Annotated in this window: 16 protein-coding genes; 5 read left to right on the forward strand and 11 right to left on the reverse strand. The window is 38.9% G+C overall.

Annotated features, from left to right (window positions below):
* Window position 1 precedes the first annotated feature (1 nt).
* The 3 genes from ABJ974_RS07865 to ABJ974_RS07875 are packed head-to-tail and all read left to right on the forward strand — an operon-like array spanning window position 2 to window position 3,614.
* Window positions 2-2,449, forward strand: a complete 2,448-nt coding sequence (locus ABJ974_RS07865; RefSeq protein WP_419870833.1) for a ligase-associated DNA damage response DEXH box helicase — start codon at window positions 2-4, stop codon at window positions 2,447-2,449.
* Window positions 2,450-2,455: 6 nt separating this feature from the next.
* Window positions 2,456-3,100 (forward strand): ligase-associated DNA damage response endonuclease PdeM, encoded by a 645-nt coding sequence (gene pdeM, locus ABJ974_RS07870; RefSeq protein WP_419870834.1) that lies wholly within the window; start codon window positions 2,456-2,458, stop codon window positions 3,098-3,100.
* 49 nt (window positions 3,101-3,149) lie between these two features.
* Window positions 3,150-3,614, forward strand: a complete 465-nt coding sequence (locus ABJ974_RS07875; RefSeq protein WP_419870835.1) for a hypothetical protein — start codon at window positions 3,150-3,152, stop codon at window positions 3,612-3,614.
* 55 nt (window positions 3,615-3,669) lie between these two features.
* On the opposite strand, the gene ABJ974_RS07880 is transcribed toward ABJ974_RS07875, so the two are convergent.
* The 7 genes from ABJ974_RS07880 to ABJ974_RS07910 form a co-directional block, all read right to left on the reverse strand.
* Window positions 3,670-3,933 (reverse strand): SemiSWEET transporter, encoded by a 264-nt coding sequence (locus tag ABJ974_RS07880; RefSeq protein WP_419870836.1) that lies wholly within the window; start codon window positions 3,931-3,933, stop codon window positions 3,670-3,672.
* A 14-nt stretch (window positions 3,934-3,947) separates the two neighbouring features.
* Entirely contained in the window at window positions 3,948-4,565 is a 618-nt protein-coding gene (locus ABJ974_RS07885; protein ID WP_419870837.1) for a hypothetical protein, read from the reverse strand.
* A gap of 21 nt (window positions 4,566-4,586) precedes the next feature.
* Entirely contained in the window at window positions 4,587-5,294 is a 708-nt protein-coding gene (locus ABJ974_RS07890) for a DUF421 domain-containing protein (RefSeq protein WP_419870838.1), read from the reverse strand.
* 164 nt (window positions 5,295-5,458) lie between these two features.
* On the reverse strand, window positions 5,459-6,304 hold the full coding sequence (locus tag ABJ974_RS07895; protein ID WP_419870839.1) for an aldo/keto reductase: 846 nt from the start codon (window positions 6,302-6,304) through the stop codon (window positions 5,459-5,461).
* Between the two features lie 27 nt (window positions 6,305-6,331).
* On the reverse strand, window positions 6,332-7,588 hold the full coding sequence (locus tag ABJ974_RS07900; protein ID WP_419870840.1) for a (R)-mandelonitrile lyase: 1,257 nt from the start codon (window positions 7,586-7,588) through the stop codon (window positions 6,332-6,334).
* A gap of 44 nt (window positions 7,589-7,632) precedes the next feature.
* The gene (locus tag ABJ974_RS07905; protein WP_419870841.1) at window positions 7,633-8,232 is read right to left on the reverse strand and encodes an NAD(P)H-binding protein; all 600 of its coding nucleotides are present in this window, start codon (window positions 8,230-8,232) and stop codon (window positions 7,633-7,635) included.
* 9 nt (window positions 8,233-8,241) lie between these two features.
* On the reverse strand, window positions 8,242-9,303 hold the full coding sequence (locus ABJ974_RS07910; protein WP_419870842.1) for an aldo/keto reductase: 1,062 nt from the start codon (window positions 9,301-9,303) through the stop codon (window positions 8,242-8,244).
* 79 nt (window positions 9,304-9,382) lie between these two features.
* On the opposite strand from ABJ974_RS07910, the gene ABJ974_RS07915 reads away from it, so the two are divergent.
* Window positions 9,383-10,288: a helix-turn-helix domain-containing protein gene (locus ABJ974_RS07915; RefSeq protein WP_419870843.1), complete on the forward strand. Its 906-nt coding sequence runs from the start codon at window positions 9,383-9,385 to the stop codon at window positions 10,286-10,288.
* A 33-nt stretch (window positions 10,289-10,321) separates the two neighbouring features.
* Here ABJ974_RS07915 and ABJ974_RS07920 read toward each other — a convergent pair whose 3' ends face one another.
* From ABJ974_RS07920 to ABJ974_RS07935, 4 genes are all read right to left on the reverse strand, one after another.
* Window positions 10,322-10,918: a 5'-methylthioadenosine/S-adenosylhomocysteine nucleosidase family protein gene (locus tag ABJ974_RS07920; RefSeq protein ID WP_419870844.1), complete on the reverse strand. Its 597-nt coding sequence runs from the start codon at window positions 10,916-10,918 to the stop codon at window positions 10,322-10,324.
* Window positions 10,919-10,936: 18 nt separating this feature from the next.
* The gene (locus tag ABJ974_RS07925) at window positions 10,937-11,638 is read right to left on the reverse strand and encodes a DsbA family oxidoreductase (protein WP_419870845.1); all 702 of its coding nucleotides are present in this window, start codon (window positions 11,636-11,638) and stop codon (window positions 10,937-10,939) included.
* A gap of 41 nt (window positions 11,639-11,679) precedes the next feature.
* Entirely contained in the window at window positions 11,680-12,867 is a 1,188-nt protein-coding gene (locus tag ABJ974_RS07930; protein WP_419870846.1) for an MFS transporter, read from the reverse strand.
* A gap of 153 nt (window positions 12,868-13,020) precedes the next feature.
* Window positions 13,021-13,860 carry an AraC family transcriptional regulator gene (locus tag ABJ974_RS07935; RefSeq protein ID WP_419870847.1) on the reverse strand — a complete coding sequence of 280 codons (840 nt, stop codon included), beginning with the start codon at window positions 13,858-13,860 and terminating at the stop codon, window positions 13,021-13,023.
* Between the two features lie 153 nt (window positions 13,861-14,013).
* Between ABJ974_RS07935 and ABJ974_RS07940 the strand changes: the two genes are divergently transcribed.
* Window positions 14,014-15,390 (forward strand): amidohydrolase family protein, encoded by a 1,377-nt coding sequence (locus ABJ974_RS07940; RefSeq protein WP_419870848.1) that lies wholly within the window; start codon window positions 14,014-14,016, stop codon window positions 15,388-15,390.
* The last annotated feature ends 14 nt before the right edge of the window (window positions 15,391-15,404 follow it).

The raw sequence follows: 15,404 nt of genomic DNA on the forward strand, positions 1-15,404 counted from the left end.
ATTGGCAGGTTTCGAAAATACAGAAGGATTTAAGATCATTCAGCAGTGGATGACCGGAAAAGGTATTGCGCCTTTTAAATTCCAGATAGATACGTGGAAAAAATTCGGGTCAGGATATAGCGGTATGGTGGTAGCCCCTACAGGCTTTGGAAAAACATTTTCCATATTTCTCGCTTTGGTTTCTGACTTTCTCAATGCCCCTGAAAAATATAAATCAGGCTTAAAAATGATCTGGGTCACTCCCCTGCGTTCCCTTTCCAAAGATATTGCTAAAGCGATGCAGGAAGCCGTCAATGAAATCGGTCTGGACTGGGTAATTGGTGTACGGAATGGAGATACCGATCTTAAAATAAGACAGCAGCAGGTACGCAATATGCCCGAAATTCTTGTAGTAACCCCGGAAAGTCTTCACCTTTTGTTGGGTCAGAAAAACCATCTCAGGTTTTTTAAAAATTTGCATTGTATTGCGGTAGATGAATGGCATGAGCTGTTGGGATCCAAAAGAGGGGTAATGACGGAACTGGCCATCTCCCAGCTCCGAAAATATGTTCCTAAGCTTAAAATATGGGGAATTACCGCTACCATTGGTAATCTGGATGAAGCTATGAATGTTCTCATCCCTTATGATATCAAGAAAACAAAAATAACTGCCAAAGAGCATAAAAAAATAAAGATCATTCCCGTATTTCCGGATGAAGTGGAAATATTACCATGGGCCGGACATTTGGGAAATAAGCTGGCTGATAAGGTGGTTCCGATCATTTTAAACTCAAAATCTACGATTGTCTTTACCAACACCCGAAGTCAGAGTGAGATGTGGTATCAGCTGTTGCTGGATGCTTATCCTGATTTTGCCGGGCAGATCGCTATCCATCACAGTTCAATAGACTCCCATTTAAGAATATGGATCGAAGAAAACCTGAGTGAAGGAAAATTAAAAGCGGTAGTTTCCACTTCATCCCTGGATTTAGGAATTGATTTTAAGCCCGTAGATACTGTTATTCAGATAGGATCTGCCAAAGGCGTAGCCCGTTTTTTACAGCGGGCAGGACGTAGCGGGCACTCCCCTTTTGAAACTTCAAATATCTACTGTGTTCCCACCCATTCCCTGGAGCTCATTGAAGTGGCAGCTTTGAAAGAAGCGGTCAAGCAAAACGTCATTGAACCCCGGGAGCCTTTATTTCTTTGTTTTGATGTCTTGGTGCAATTCCTAATGACTCTGGCCGTCGGTGACGGATTTGAGCCCGATGAGGTTTATGAACGTATAAAAAAGGTGTATACTTTCCAGGAAATAACTTCCGAAGAATGGAAGGCGATTCTGGATTTCCTGACGGTTGGAGGAAGTGCTTTAAAAAATTATGAGGAATTTCATAAAGTGGTAATTACTGAAGAAGGTTTGTATAAAGTTACTTCCAGAAGAATTGCCATGCTCCACCGCATGAATATGGGAGTTATTGTAAGTGATGCGATGCTGAAGGTAAAATTTATGTCCGGCGGATATATCGGAATGGTGGAAGAATACTTTATTTCCAAATTAAAAAAGAATGAAAAGTTTATACTGGCGGGAAGAGTGTTGGAAGTCGCTATGGTAAAAGATATGACCGTCTATGTACGTTCTGCGAAAGGAAGGGCTTTTGCTCCAAGTTATTTAGGAGGAAGACTGCCTTTGAGTTCTAATCTGGGACATTTTTTAAGGGAAAAATTATCAGGAGCTTTAAACCCTTCTTCTTCGGAAAAAGAGCTTAGATTTTTGCATCCGCTGCTGGCAAATCAGGAAAAGAAATCTCATATTCCGAAAGAAAATGAATTTCTCGTAGAGCTTATTAAAACCCGCGAGGGAAACCATTTATTTATGTATCCTTTTGAAGGAAGACTGGTACATGAGGTGATGGCTGCTTTGATTGCCTACCGCATCTCACAGATTTCCCATCTGTCTTTTTCAATGGCTATGAATGATTATGGCTTTGAGCTGTTCAGTGATAAGGAAATTCCGGTGAATGAAGAGAATCTCTATCATATTTTAAGCCGGGAACATTTAATGCGCGATGTAGTGGCAAGCATCAATGCAACGGAAATGGCCCGTAGGAAGTTCCGTGATATTGCGATCATTTCGGGAATGGTGATCCAGAATTTCCCCGGACAGCAACGTTCCAATAAGTCGCTTCAAAGTTCTTCGGGATTAATTTTTAATGTGCTGGAAGATTATGAGCCGAACCATTTCCTGATCCGGCAGGCTTATACGGAAGTTTTTAATATGCAGCTTCAGGAGCAGCGTTTAACGGATGCTTTTAAAAGAATTGAAAAGGCTGATATCGTTCTTAAATTTTCAGATACCTTTACACCTTTAAGCTTTCCGATCAAGATAGACAGTCTGCGACAGACACTTTCAAGTGAAAATTTAGATATGAGGATTCAACGTCTTTTAAAACAGGCTAGTAAGAAGTTTTAATTCAATATGAATATAGCAGTAAAAAATATAAAGATCCAAACAGAAACTTTTACCTTAACCAATCAAAGGGCTTTGTTCTGGGAAAAAGAAAAAGCATTGATACTATCCGATTTGCACATAGGAAAAACTGCCCATTTCAGAAAAAACGGAATTGCGGTAGCTAATCATATTTTTAAAAGTGATCTCGAAAGGTTATCTGCTCTGATCGAATATTTTCAGCCGGAAAAATTTATGGTGGTGGGAGATCTTCTTCATGCCGGAAATAATTCGGATGTTGAAGAATTCTGTACCTGGAAAGAACAGTATGAAGAGCTGAAATTTTATCTCATAGAAGGTAACCACGACAAAATTTCCAAAAGCCTGGCAAAAAAACTGAGCTTTGATTTCATGTCGGAGGCTTTGGAAATGAATGATCTTATGTTTTCCCATGACTTTCAAAAGACATCTTCCCATTTTCAGATCACCGGACATATTCATCCGGGGCTGGTTATCTATTCATCGGTAAAACGGATCAAGCTTCCCTGTTTTGTGCTTACTTCCCGACAGCTTTTACTGCCGGCTTTCAGTGAGTTTACCGGATTGGATATTAAAAATATTCCTAAGAACGGGCAGTATTTTGTTTTTACGGACTCTGAGATTTATGAAGTTTAATCCTGATTAAAATATAATTCATATTATTGTGATAAATTATTACCATGATATGATCAGCATTAGGAGAAGAAAAGTTTTTATAACCTCTTTAGTTTTATTTTTCTGTATATATTCATGTACAAAGAATGAAGTAGGTTTACAGCAATCCGGCTCTCAAAAAGGTTTGGCAAAACCGGTAGTAACCGATACGGCAAGAATCAACGGCTATTTATTTGAACTGATCGACAATAACGGGGTAGCAGAATTAAAAGTAAGCAATGATCAGATCAGGATTGAAGGGAAAATAAAAATGTCCGCACCCTGCTATTTCGTACGTTACGAAAACCGGCTAAGAAATTATGAATATCCTGATATAGGGATAAAGGCTGCTGTTATGATCTTAGGAGATACTCTACCTTCACAAAATAAACCCCCTTGTGGTAGAACCTTACAGGGGATTTCTTTGAGAGAAGATGATAAAGTTGTTCTCTCTTCCACTACCATAAACGCAGAAAATTTTTGTCCTGATTCATAGATTGATGAAAAAGACTTCCGTGGTTTTGCTGCACCATCTTTTAAATAAAGAAGTTTTAATTATTTTTTTTATGATATAAAATATAACAGGTGAGCAGGCTTATATTCACCAATACTGCAAAAGCATTGGAAAGGATAATAGGAAGTTCATCTTTAATGAATCCATACCAAACCCAAAGCGATAATCCGGTTATCAGGATTAAGAGCATTACCCATGACAGGTCTTTTGCATTTTTCTCTTTTATTACTTTTATCAGCTGTGGGATCATAGATACGGAGGTCAGGACTCCGGCGATGATCCCTAATAAATTTTCGTTCATATAATACTCTTCCGTTAATTAAAATCCAGTAATCCGTCCACTAGAAGCTTCCATTGAATTTTTGCGATTCCTGCCATACCTCCGGCTGCTGTAAAGAGATTTCTTACTTTATCAATAAAGTCTGTTTCAAAGTTGGGGCTTTCATTTCTGCCATGAACACTTGCTTTGATGCATGTTTTAGTTCTTGTAATGATAAAGGTGGAGGTGGCAGCTGCAGAATAGAAATGGGCAATATGATCGGAATTACTGTTTCCTGGTTCCGGAGAGGGACTGCAGATAACAATCAGTTTTTCTATCTCCCCTTCTTCCAGTTCATTATCAATGATCTTTGTGATTTTGACCCAGTCATATCCGTTGGCTTCCACAGTGCCGGGACCTGGAATATCAATTCTCATAAAATCCCCTACCTCAGGAATTCTGCTGATCGGGTTTCCCAGTGAATCATAAAGCCGGAAATCTGCGGCACCTTCACCGGAGTAGTCAATCCACCGGTCTATTGAAAAAAATCTTTCTTTTAATATTCTAAACTTCTCAGAGGTGATTTCCGGGGTGTCAAAACATTTCTGACTTTCGGTATCATGAAAACCTCCTTCTTTCTGCTCCGGTACTCCGGGAATTTTTTTGGGTTCCATATTTTTATTTTTTGGTGTGATTTAGGTAATTCTTTTTTTGTTGCTGGAGCGTATCCATTTATCTTTCTCACACTTCCTGCAACGGCCTGCATTTCCGGCTTTTTTTTCTTCGGTATATCCACAAAACGTGCAGGAATAATAGCCTTCTTCCATGATGATCTTTAGGGGATGTTCCAGCGAATCGGGCATAATGGGAAGTCCATATTTCGTTTGTTTTTCTTCATAGAAAAAGATACTGATCTCTCCGGAGTTTTCTTCAATAGCGGTTTCGATCTGTCCGAGATGTGAGATCCCTTTAATCCTGAGTTCTGCAAAGAATTCATCGGCTCCAAGATTTTCTTTGTTGAAATTATCGATGGCAAATGTTCCGTTCTCAATCAGGCAGATAGGCTTTCCTTCTACAAGGTTTTCAAACTTTTTGGATTTTCCGATCAGGTAGGTTACCAGGCTGTATAAAATGATGATAATTATAAAAACAATAATAGATGATACTACTCCCACTTCTCTGTAAAACATAGGGTCTCCGGCTGCTGATCCCAGTCCAATGATGACCACAAGCTCAAAAACCGAGAGTTGCTTCACTCCCCGTTTACCCAGGACGCGTAATCCTATGATGATGGTAAAAAACATGATAAGGGTGCGGAGAATGATTTCCAGAAGAAAAGGCCAGTCTTCATTTCCTAATAATAATTCTTTCCAACTAAATTCAGAGAGGATGGTGGTTATCATAGAAAGTTTTTGTTATAAAATATTCAAAAAATAAGCCAAAAATGCGTTTATTTTTATGGTATAAAATTATTTTATTGATTAATTAAGATAAAAAATAAAGCATGTCTTTCTACAAAAACATGCTTTTAAATAAAAGTGAACAACCTTCTGTAATTCCGGTTGAGTTATTTTTTAATACCAGCCAGATATTTTATCATTTCAGGGTCTCTGTGACTGAAGAAAAGGCTTTCCCGGGTATCTAAAGACTGAATGGCATTCATATCTTCTTCCGATAATTCAAAATTAAAAACATTGATATTTTCAAGAAGTCTTTCCTTTCTTACAGATTTAGGGATCACTATGACATTGCGCTGAATGAGCCATCTGAGCACTACCTGCGCCACCGATTTTCCGTATTTCTCACCAATACCCGATAACAGAGGATTGCTGAATAGGTCATTTCTTCCTTCTGCAAAAGAAGCCCAGGATTCCATCTGAATTCCGTTTTCCAAAAGAAACTGCTGGTCTTCCCTGCGCTGGTAGAACGGATGTGTCTCTATCTGATTAACAGCAGGAACTACCGAGTTATTGACGATGATATCCATTACCCTGTCCGGATGAAAATTACTGACTCCTATTGCTCTTGTTTTGTTATTTTGATAAAGCTCTTCCATTGCTCTCCAGGAGCCGTGAACATCTCCCACGGGCTGATGGATCAGATAAAGATCCAGGTAATTAAGCTGGAGCTTATTCAAAGAATCGTCAAAAGCTTTTTTAGCTTGTTCGTAGCCCGCATCCGAGATCCATAATTTGGTAGTGATAAATAGTTCTTTACGGTCTATTCCGCTTTCTTTAATAGCGTCACCAACGGCTTTTTCATTTTGATAAACAGCAGCGGTATCAATAGACCTGTACCCTGCGTCCAGAGCGTCGAGCACCGTTTTTTTACATTCTTCATAATTGGGGATCTGATACACTCCCAATCCTAAAACCGGCATTTCCACACCGTTGTTTAATCGTAAGTTTTCCATATTATAGGTGGTTTATATTGTTTATTGTTATTTTGAAGGCGGCAAAATTTCATTTAAGCAGTTGATGGCATTTAATGTTCTGGGATAGCCTACGTAAGGTAGTAAATTTGTTATTAAATCAATTAAAGCCTGTCTGTCATTTCCCACATTTGAATTTCCACGGATATGTCCTTTAATCTGACTTTCTGTTCCGCCAAGCGCAATCAGAAACGAAAGGGTAACCATTTCCCTTGTTTTAATATCCAGCCCGCTTCTGGTCACATAATCTCCGAAACAGTTGGCTGACAGGAATTTTTGAATATGAAGCAAATCATCCGGTGAATTTTTATACATATCGTCAATTCCATTGCCGAAGATTCCTTTTTGTAAGGCAAGACCTTTTTCCGCACGGTTGGCAGGAGTGGTTACCGACTGGCTTTCCAGAGGAAGCTGAATATCATGTTCTGTGAAAACCTCATTGGTCACCTGAATAAAATCAGTCACTTTCGAAATTCCTACATAAGGAACGGATTGGTACAGGATTTCTTTTATTTCGATTGGTGAAACTCCTGTATTCAGAGCGGCATTCAGATACATTTTATATTCGGTAAGCGCGTGGCTTCCAATGGTGGATGCCATGATCATCATCACTCTTGTTCTGGTATCCATAGCGTTTTGGGTAAGAACTTCATCAAATGCAAAATTATCGAATACTTCTACTAAATCAGGATCGGTTTCCTTTGCTTTAGAAACATGATTGGGGCATAATTCTTCATGATTCATAATGGCTTTGGGAGAAATATGATTTTCCACTTCATATACCGGAGCTTTAAAACTGTTGTATTCTTCATTATTGACAGGCTGTAACCATTCCGTTGTATCTTTATCAAGCTCAGGCACGATGGCGATATGTCTCATAGAGCTGTTATGGGAAGCACCATGCCAGTGTAAGGTATTTTTTGGTATTTTGATAACATCTCCTTTCTGGATAAGCTGGATAGGTTTTCCTTTTTCCTGATAATAGCCTGTTCCTTCAATTACCAGTAAAATTTGTCCTGTGGTATGCGTATGCCAGTTGGTTCGTGCTTTAGGTTTGAAAGTAACGGTTCCTATCGTGGTATTATAATCATCATCCTTACCGGAATGAGGGGTTACCCATACCGTTCCCGTAAAATATTCTTTGGGTGCGGGATTTCCTTTATCTGAAAATGTAGTCATAGAATAAGATTTTGTTTTGGATTGGGCTGTCAATAGTGAAGTAAATATAAAGTATAAAATGGCGGAGATATGGATTTTTCTTATCATTTTAAGTTTTTAATGGTTTCATAATCTATTTTGTTTTTTGATTTTTAAGGTCTACTTATCCCCAGATTTTCATTGACGTACAAATGGGGATAGTTAATTAATTTAGCAACAAAGTCTGCAATACTTTTCCTGGAAATGGCAGAACCGGTTTCGGGTTCTCCTTTTCGGGTGAGTGAATAACTGATTTCATTGGTATTGGTAAACCAGTCCGGCCTTAAAACCGTATAATCCAGTCCCGAATTTTCAATGATATCTGCCAGCTTTCTATAGGGCTGTAATACAGACTTCAGTGGAGTATCGTAGATCCCGACCGAGCTGATCGCAATCACTCTTTTTACGCCTTCCTCCTGCATGGCCTTTACAATATTTTGAGACATGGTTTCCAGGTCACCTTCAAGATTGATATAGACAATATCCTGTCCTTGAACTGCCTTTTTTATATCTGTATAATTCAGGGCATTTCCTTCTACCACGGTACAATAATCGGAAAGGTATTTTGAAAGTTTATTTCTATTTCGGACAAACAGGGTCAGTTCTATATTTTCCAGACCTTTAAGGTCCTGTATCACATACTCGGCTAAGCTTCCTGTCGCTCCTATAATAATTACTTTTCTCATTGGGTTGCTTATATATTGTTTTTTCATTAAATGGGATTATTTTCCTACGTTTTTCAGCAGGTTTTCAGGATATCGTTCTCCTGAAATGCTGATGGTAGCAGCCGTATCTTCTATCTTTTGCAGGTCGTCAGTGGTAAGCTGTATGGAAGATGCTCCGATGTTTTCCTGTAAACGGTGGATTTTTGTAGTTCCCGGTATGGGTGCGATCCAAGGTTTCTGTGCTAATAGCCACGCCAGGGCAATTTGTGCAGAACTAGCTTCTTTTTCTTTGGCGATATTTTGCAGCAAATCTACAAGCTTGATATTGGCCTTTCTGTTTTCTTCTGAAAAGCGGGGAACAATATTTCTGAAATCGGTCTTGTCAAATTGGGTATCGGCATTGATAGTTCCTGTTAAAAAGCCTCTTCCCAACGGGCTATAAGGTACAAACCCGATCCCAAGCTCTTCGACAAGAGGAAAAATCGCCTGTTCGGGTTCTCTCCACCACAGCGAATATTCACTTTGAAGGGCAGTAACGGGCTGTACGGCATGTGCTTTCCGGATGGTTTCAGGACTGGCCTCTGAGAGCCCCCAATGTTTTATTTTACCTTCTTTCATTAATTCCTGAATGGTACCTGCTACTTCTTCAATAGGAACATTCGGGTCTACTCTATGCTGATAAAACAAATCGATATAATCCGTCTGGAGATATTGTAGGGAAGCTTCGGCTACTTTACGGATCCTTTCTGGTCTGCTGTCCATTCCTTTTGTGGCGTCTCCTTCCCTAAAGCCAAATTTAGTGGCGATAACGATTTTGTCCCTGAATGGTTTTACAGCTTTTCCTAATAATTTTTCATTCCCTCCCTGGCTGTAAGCTTCTGCTGTGTCAAAAAAAGTCACTCCTGAATCATACGCTTTGGTGATCAGTTCAATGGCATCCTTTTCGTCGGTGGCAGGTCCGTACCCGAAAGTAAGTCCCATACATCCTAATCCTAATTCGGAAACTTCAAGTCCACTGTTTCCTAAATTTCTTGTTTTCATATTTTCTTTTGATTTTTTTACATGACAAATTTCGGAAGGATAGATCAGGTTCCTTTTATACAGATTACTGTATTTCATACCAAAATTACTGTTTAAGCTTTTGTAATGATTATCCCTGACTTTGAATATCTTACATTTGTATTCTATAAATGACGCCATGGAAAAAATTGTAAAAATTGATACGGTGGATTTCTATAACAAGATGAGAGGAGTAGAAACACTGAACCCTCTGATCAGTATTATAGATATGTCTAAAGCGGCACCGATACCGGCCCAGACTTTTAATTTCGGAGTCTATGCGGTCTTTCTGAAAGAACTGAAATGCGGAGAGCTGAAATACGGCAGAAATAATTATGACTATCAGGAAGGAACACTGGTATTTGTGGCACCGGGACAGATAGTGGGTGTGCAGCCGCAGGTAACTGCGGTGGAGCCTAAAGGCTGGGCACTGCTGTTTCATCCTGATCTTATCAAAGGTACACTGCTGGGAAAACATATTCAGGATTATACATTCTTTTCGTATGATTCCCATGAAGCTTTACACCTTTCTGAAAAGGAAAGACAGATTGTATTGGATTGTTTTGAGAAAATCCAGGATGAGCTGAAACAGAATATTGACAAGCACAGTAAGACGCTTATCGCCTCCAATCTGGAATTGTTTTTAAATTACTGCATCCGTTTCTATGACCGCCAGTTTATCACAAGAGATAATGAAAATAAAGGTATTCTGGAGCGTTTTGAAAGCCTGCTGAATGATTACTTTTTTTCGGAAAAATCCCGGAATATAGGATTGCCGTCTGTCGCCTGGTGTGCTGAAAACCTGAATTTATCAGCTAATTATTTTGGAGATCTGATCAAAAAAGAAATGGGAATTTCTCCTCAGGAATATATACAGACCAAAGTAATTACCCTTGCCAAAGAAAAGATTTTCGATGTAGATCAGTCGATCAGTGAAATTGCTTACAGTTTAGGATTTAAGTATCCGCAGCATTTTACCCGTTTATTCAAGCAGAAGGTAGGAATGTCCCCTGTGGATTACCGGAACAGGATGAGCATACAATAGTTAAAAAGCAATGAGTCATCATTGCTTTTTATATTATTTTAGGTATTCCTGAGTAAATAAAATCTTCCTGAAAGCTTCCGCAGCCAGATGTACCTGTACGGACCAGTCATCCGCAGCATCACTACCGGCATCATCCGAAATATATTTAAGGCTTAAAAACGGGATTTTCTCTTTCATGGCGATTAAGGCGAGTGGATAAGCTTCCATATCTACTACATTATAATCTTTTTCACCATGATTCATTTCAAAGCTGTCTCCGCTTCCGCAGATTCCTTCCGGCAGATGATCCATTTTTAAACCATATTCCAATACGGGAGGAATTCCAGATAGCGGAGTTTCATACAATTTGAAGCCAAGTCCTCGTACATCCATATCCCTCTGTATGAATTGGGTACAGCAGATCACCTCCCCTTTTTTAAAGCTTTTACTTCCCGCAGATCCAAGGTTGACAATAAGCTTAGGCTTCTGATCGTGAATTCTTTTTGAAAGCGCTATGGCGGCATTTACTTTTCCGATTCCCGTAATGAGCTTATGGGTATGATCAAAAGCTTTCCCAGCCTCAGATTCCAGCGCAAATACAAAAAGGGTGTCTGCTACCGGAAAAGAATGTTCATTATTTACTTTTATCATAATTCTTCTGAAGCTTAATTAAATACTGCATCCGTCGGCGTCACATGCATTCCCGTTTTCCCCGGAAAGGTCTTTAAAAGGTGAAGCGGTTTCCTGGTAAGTCTGGTTCAATGCATTTTCAAAAACTTCTACCGGCTGTGCTCCAGAAACGGCATATTTACCATTCAGAACAAAAAACGGAACACTGCTGATTCCATTGTTTCTGGCTTCCATAATATCCTGATTGACATGATCATCGTATTCGTCAGAACTTAAAACCCTCTCCGCTTCCTCTCTGTTGATCTCTAATTGCTCAGCAAGTGATAATAGGAAGTCGGTATCAGCCACATTTTTACCATCTGTAAAATGAGCTTTGAACAGAAGTTCTTCCATTTCATTTCCTTTATGGTATTTTTTGGAAAGCTGTAATAATTTATGGGCTTTAAAAGTACTGGTAATTATAGCACTTTCAGGACGAATGTCTACTCCTGAAGATTTTCCCATCTGTACCACCTGCTCCATAAGCTGTTTCGATTGAGCTTCAGAAATTCCTTTTCTGCTTTTTAAATAATCAAGCATGCTCTCAGATTTTGCAGGATCTAATGTAGGGTCCAGCTGAAAGCTTTTCCATTCTACCTCTACTTTATCTTTAAAAGACAGCTTTTCAAGTGCTGATTCAAAATTATGTTTACCTATATAACAAAACGGACACATTACATCCGACCAGATTTCTATTTTCATTTCTTTGTTTTTAATTAATATTTTGATGTCTGTACTTTCCATTAAGAAGTACTGTTTACTTTTTTACTGAATAACAGGTGGGCAATCAGTCCTAATAATCCGAAACTGGCCCCTACAAAACATACCCCATCCCACTGGGCTATATTCCATGCGATAGATGCCAGCCATGTTCCCAGAGATCCTCCTATAAAATAAGAAACCATATACACGGTATTTAAACGGTTAACGGCATTGGAACGTATTAAAAAATAATTGGTCTGGTTCATGATATGGCTGGATTGTACTCCTAAGTCTACGAGGATAACTCCGACGATCAGTCCCCAATAGGTTTCTCCTGCAAAATAAGTGAAGGCCCAGCTTCCCAATACAATGCATAATGAATAAAAGATAATACGGTTGATATCCAGGTATTTTTGGAGCTTTCCTACTTTAGCTGCAGCCAATGCCCCCACTGCTCCCGCCAATCCGAAACTTCCCACTACGGAAGACCCAGCATTGAACGGCGGTTTTTCCATATGAAATACCAATGTCGTAAATAAGGCACACATGGAACCGAAAGCCATAGCTCCTCTAAATGAAGCTAGCTGCAATATAGGCTGTGTCCGGGCCAGTTTGAAAACAGACTGCATTAATTCTTTGTAAGAACCTGTAAAATTGGGTGTAAGCTCCGGCAGCATTTTATAAACAGCCAACCATACCACCACCATGACGCCGGCAGCAATTCCGAACATCGCTCTCCATCCCCATATTTCCCCCACTATTCCACCGATAAAACGGGATAAAAGGATTCCTAATAATAATCCGGACATTACCAGACCGATATTGGAGGAACGTTCTTCATCAGAAGAAAGTTCAGCTGCAATGGGAACAAATAGCTGGGGAATTACGGAAGTGGCTCCAATCAGTAAACTGGCAACATAAAGCATCCATAATTGCCCGGCAAACGTCATCCACAATAAGGCTGCGATAACCAGGATAAGATCGATAAGAATGAGCTTCTTACGAAAAAGCTTATCCCCGAGAGGAACGATCAGCAGTAATCCTAAGGCATAGCCTACCTGTGTAAGGACCGATATTTTGCTGGCAGCACTTTCCGCAACATGCAGATCTTCAGCTATAAGAGCCAGTAAAGGCTGGTTGTAATAATTGTTGGCTACCACAAGTCCCGAAATAATGGACATCAGCCAGATAACGGTACGGGAAATACCGGAAGAAGAATTACCCTGCATAAATTTCTTAAATAATTAAGTGGTTAACTTCACAGTGAAGTATGAATTTTCAAATCAAAAATACTTCAATTTTATGAATAATGCTTTACACAATAATCGTTTTTTATAATGACGGATATTGAGAAAAGGAAAATGTAAAAAATATAGGCGGACTTAAAGAACGTTCAGAAATTTAAAATCCGTAGGGCTTACACTATTCTGTTTTTTAAAATAGTTGGTTAAGTGGCTTTCATCTGTAAACCCAAATTCATAGGCGATCTGTTTCATGGTCATTTGTCCGGAGAAGATCCTTTTTTCAATCAGCTTAAGCTTATAATCCGTAATATATTTCCGGTAGGACATTTCAAAATTCCTTTTAAAATAGGCGCTGAAATAAGTATGAGAAATATTAAAATGCCGTGCAATCGTATTAATGCGGATCAGTTCGGGATTATAAATATTCCGGTGGATGTAGGAAATGAGGTCCTCCTTTTGAGGCGTACTTTTTTCCGTGGGAAGATTCAGTTTTGAGGAAGCTTCCCGGATAAGCCCGAATAAGGATAATATCTGGAAAAAGATCATCGGTGAAGAAGAGACCTTGTGAAACTCATTGTAGTTAATGATATTTTCCACGGTATTGCGCAGTATGGTTTTACAAGGTTCGTCAAAGACCAGCTTTTCTTCTTTTAATAGATTGTTTCTCATAATATGTATGGGAGACGTGGCCATTAAAGTGTCAGGAAAAAGGTGCTTGTTATTCTCAAAAAAGCTGTCATTAAATTTTATAAAACAAAACTTTGTGTTTTTTTTAATCTCGAAATAATGTTCATCATCCGGCGAAACAAGGTATAGATCTCCGGCTTTATAAGGAATTACAATCTGATTGATGTGATGGTTTCCACAGCCTTTAAAAATATAAACGAGCTCATAATAGGTATGACTATGCTTGGGAAACGGAAAAACAGAGGTTTCAAACGTATCGATTTCCAAAGGTTCAAACTGCTTTCTTTTCATATTTTAAAATTACAATATGTTAAACGAAATTTACAACCTAAAACTTAAAATTTTTGTTAAACTTTGTAAGAAATAAGAAACACTCAGGATGAATTATTAAATTAATAACCAAAAAAGTACACCCAGTTATTAAATTATTAAAACATTGATTATATGCAGATCCTAAAAAAGACATCAGTATTCTTATTTATTTTAATGCTGTTTTTTTCTTGTAATAAAAAAGATAATGATGAATTTCATAAAGAGCTTTTACTTGAAAATGTCAGACTCATCGATGGTAATGGAGGTGCTCCGCTGGAAAATGTGAATATTCTTATTAAAAACGGTAAAATTGCTCAGATAGGGAAGCAATTAATCAGTGAAAAAGCTACCCGAATAGATATGAAAGGAAAGACCATTATTCCGGCCCTGATTTCTGCCCATTCTCATATTGGTACTTTAAAAGGAAATACCATCAGTGGTGAAAACTACACGGAGGAGAATATCCTGTCCCAACTGAAAAAATACCAGGATTACGGTGTTTTGAACATTATGTCTATGGGAACGGATCGCCCTGTCCTTTTTAAAAGTGGACTACGGGAACGTTCTGCAAAAGGAGAAATTGAAGGAGCCCGGATTCATTCCGCAGGTTACGGATTTGGGGTTTTTGATGGTGCTCCGCCTTTGGAATTTGCCATGGACCGTGTCTACCGCCCTATTTATCCTTATCAGGTCGCTGAACAGATGGACAGCCTTAAAAAAGTAAATCCCGAAATGATAAAAATATGGGTAGATGATTTCAGCGGAAAATATAAAAACAAAATGGAGCCGGAAATATACAGGGTTATCATTAACGAAGCCCATAAGCAGGGATTGAGAGTAGCCGCCCATGTCTATTATCTTGAAGATCTGAAACAGCTGATAGCCGAGGGTGTGGATGTAATCGGGCACAGCATCCGAAGTGAAGTTATAGACGATGCCACACTGGCACAGATGAAGGCTAAAAATATCGTGTATATACCCACACTTTCCCTGGATGAATTTGCTTACATATATGCTAAAAAACCTGAATGGATTAATGATGAATTTTTTAAAAGATCGCTGGAGGTGGACGTTTACGAAATGATTACTTCAGAAAAGTATCAGACCGAACTGAAGAACTCTCCTCTTTTTGAGACCAATATAAAAGCATTTGAAACTGCCAGGCAGAATCTTAAAAAGGTATTTGATGCAGGAATTATGGTGGCCATGGGAACAGATAGTGGTGCCACTCCCCTGCGTGCACAAGGCTTTTCCGAACATTTGGAATTACAGCTTATGACGGAAGCCGGTCTTACTCCTCTTCAGGCGATCAGTACAGCCACGAAAAATTCAGCAAAAGCATTGAAAATTGATAAATATTTCGGAACTCTTGAGCCTGGAAAAGTGGCGGATTTCATTATCCTGGATGCTAATCCTGCCGAGAATATAAAAAATACAAGAAAGATTTTTGCCGTGTACAAAGCAGGAAAGGAAGTGAGTAAAGGGCCTTTTAAAAGTCAGGAAGAATAAAAATTTAAATAAAA

Source organism: Chryseobacterium sp. CT-SW4, assembly GCF_048572715.1.
GTDB lineage: Bacteria > Bacteroidota > Bacteroidia > Flavobacteriales > Weeksellaceae > Chryseobacterium.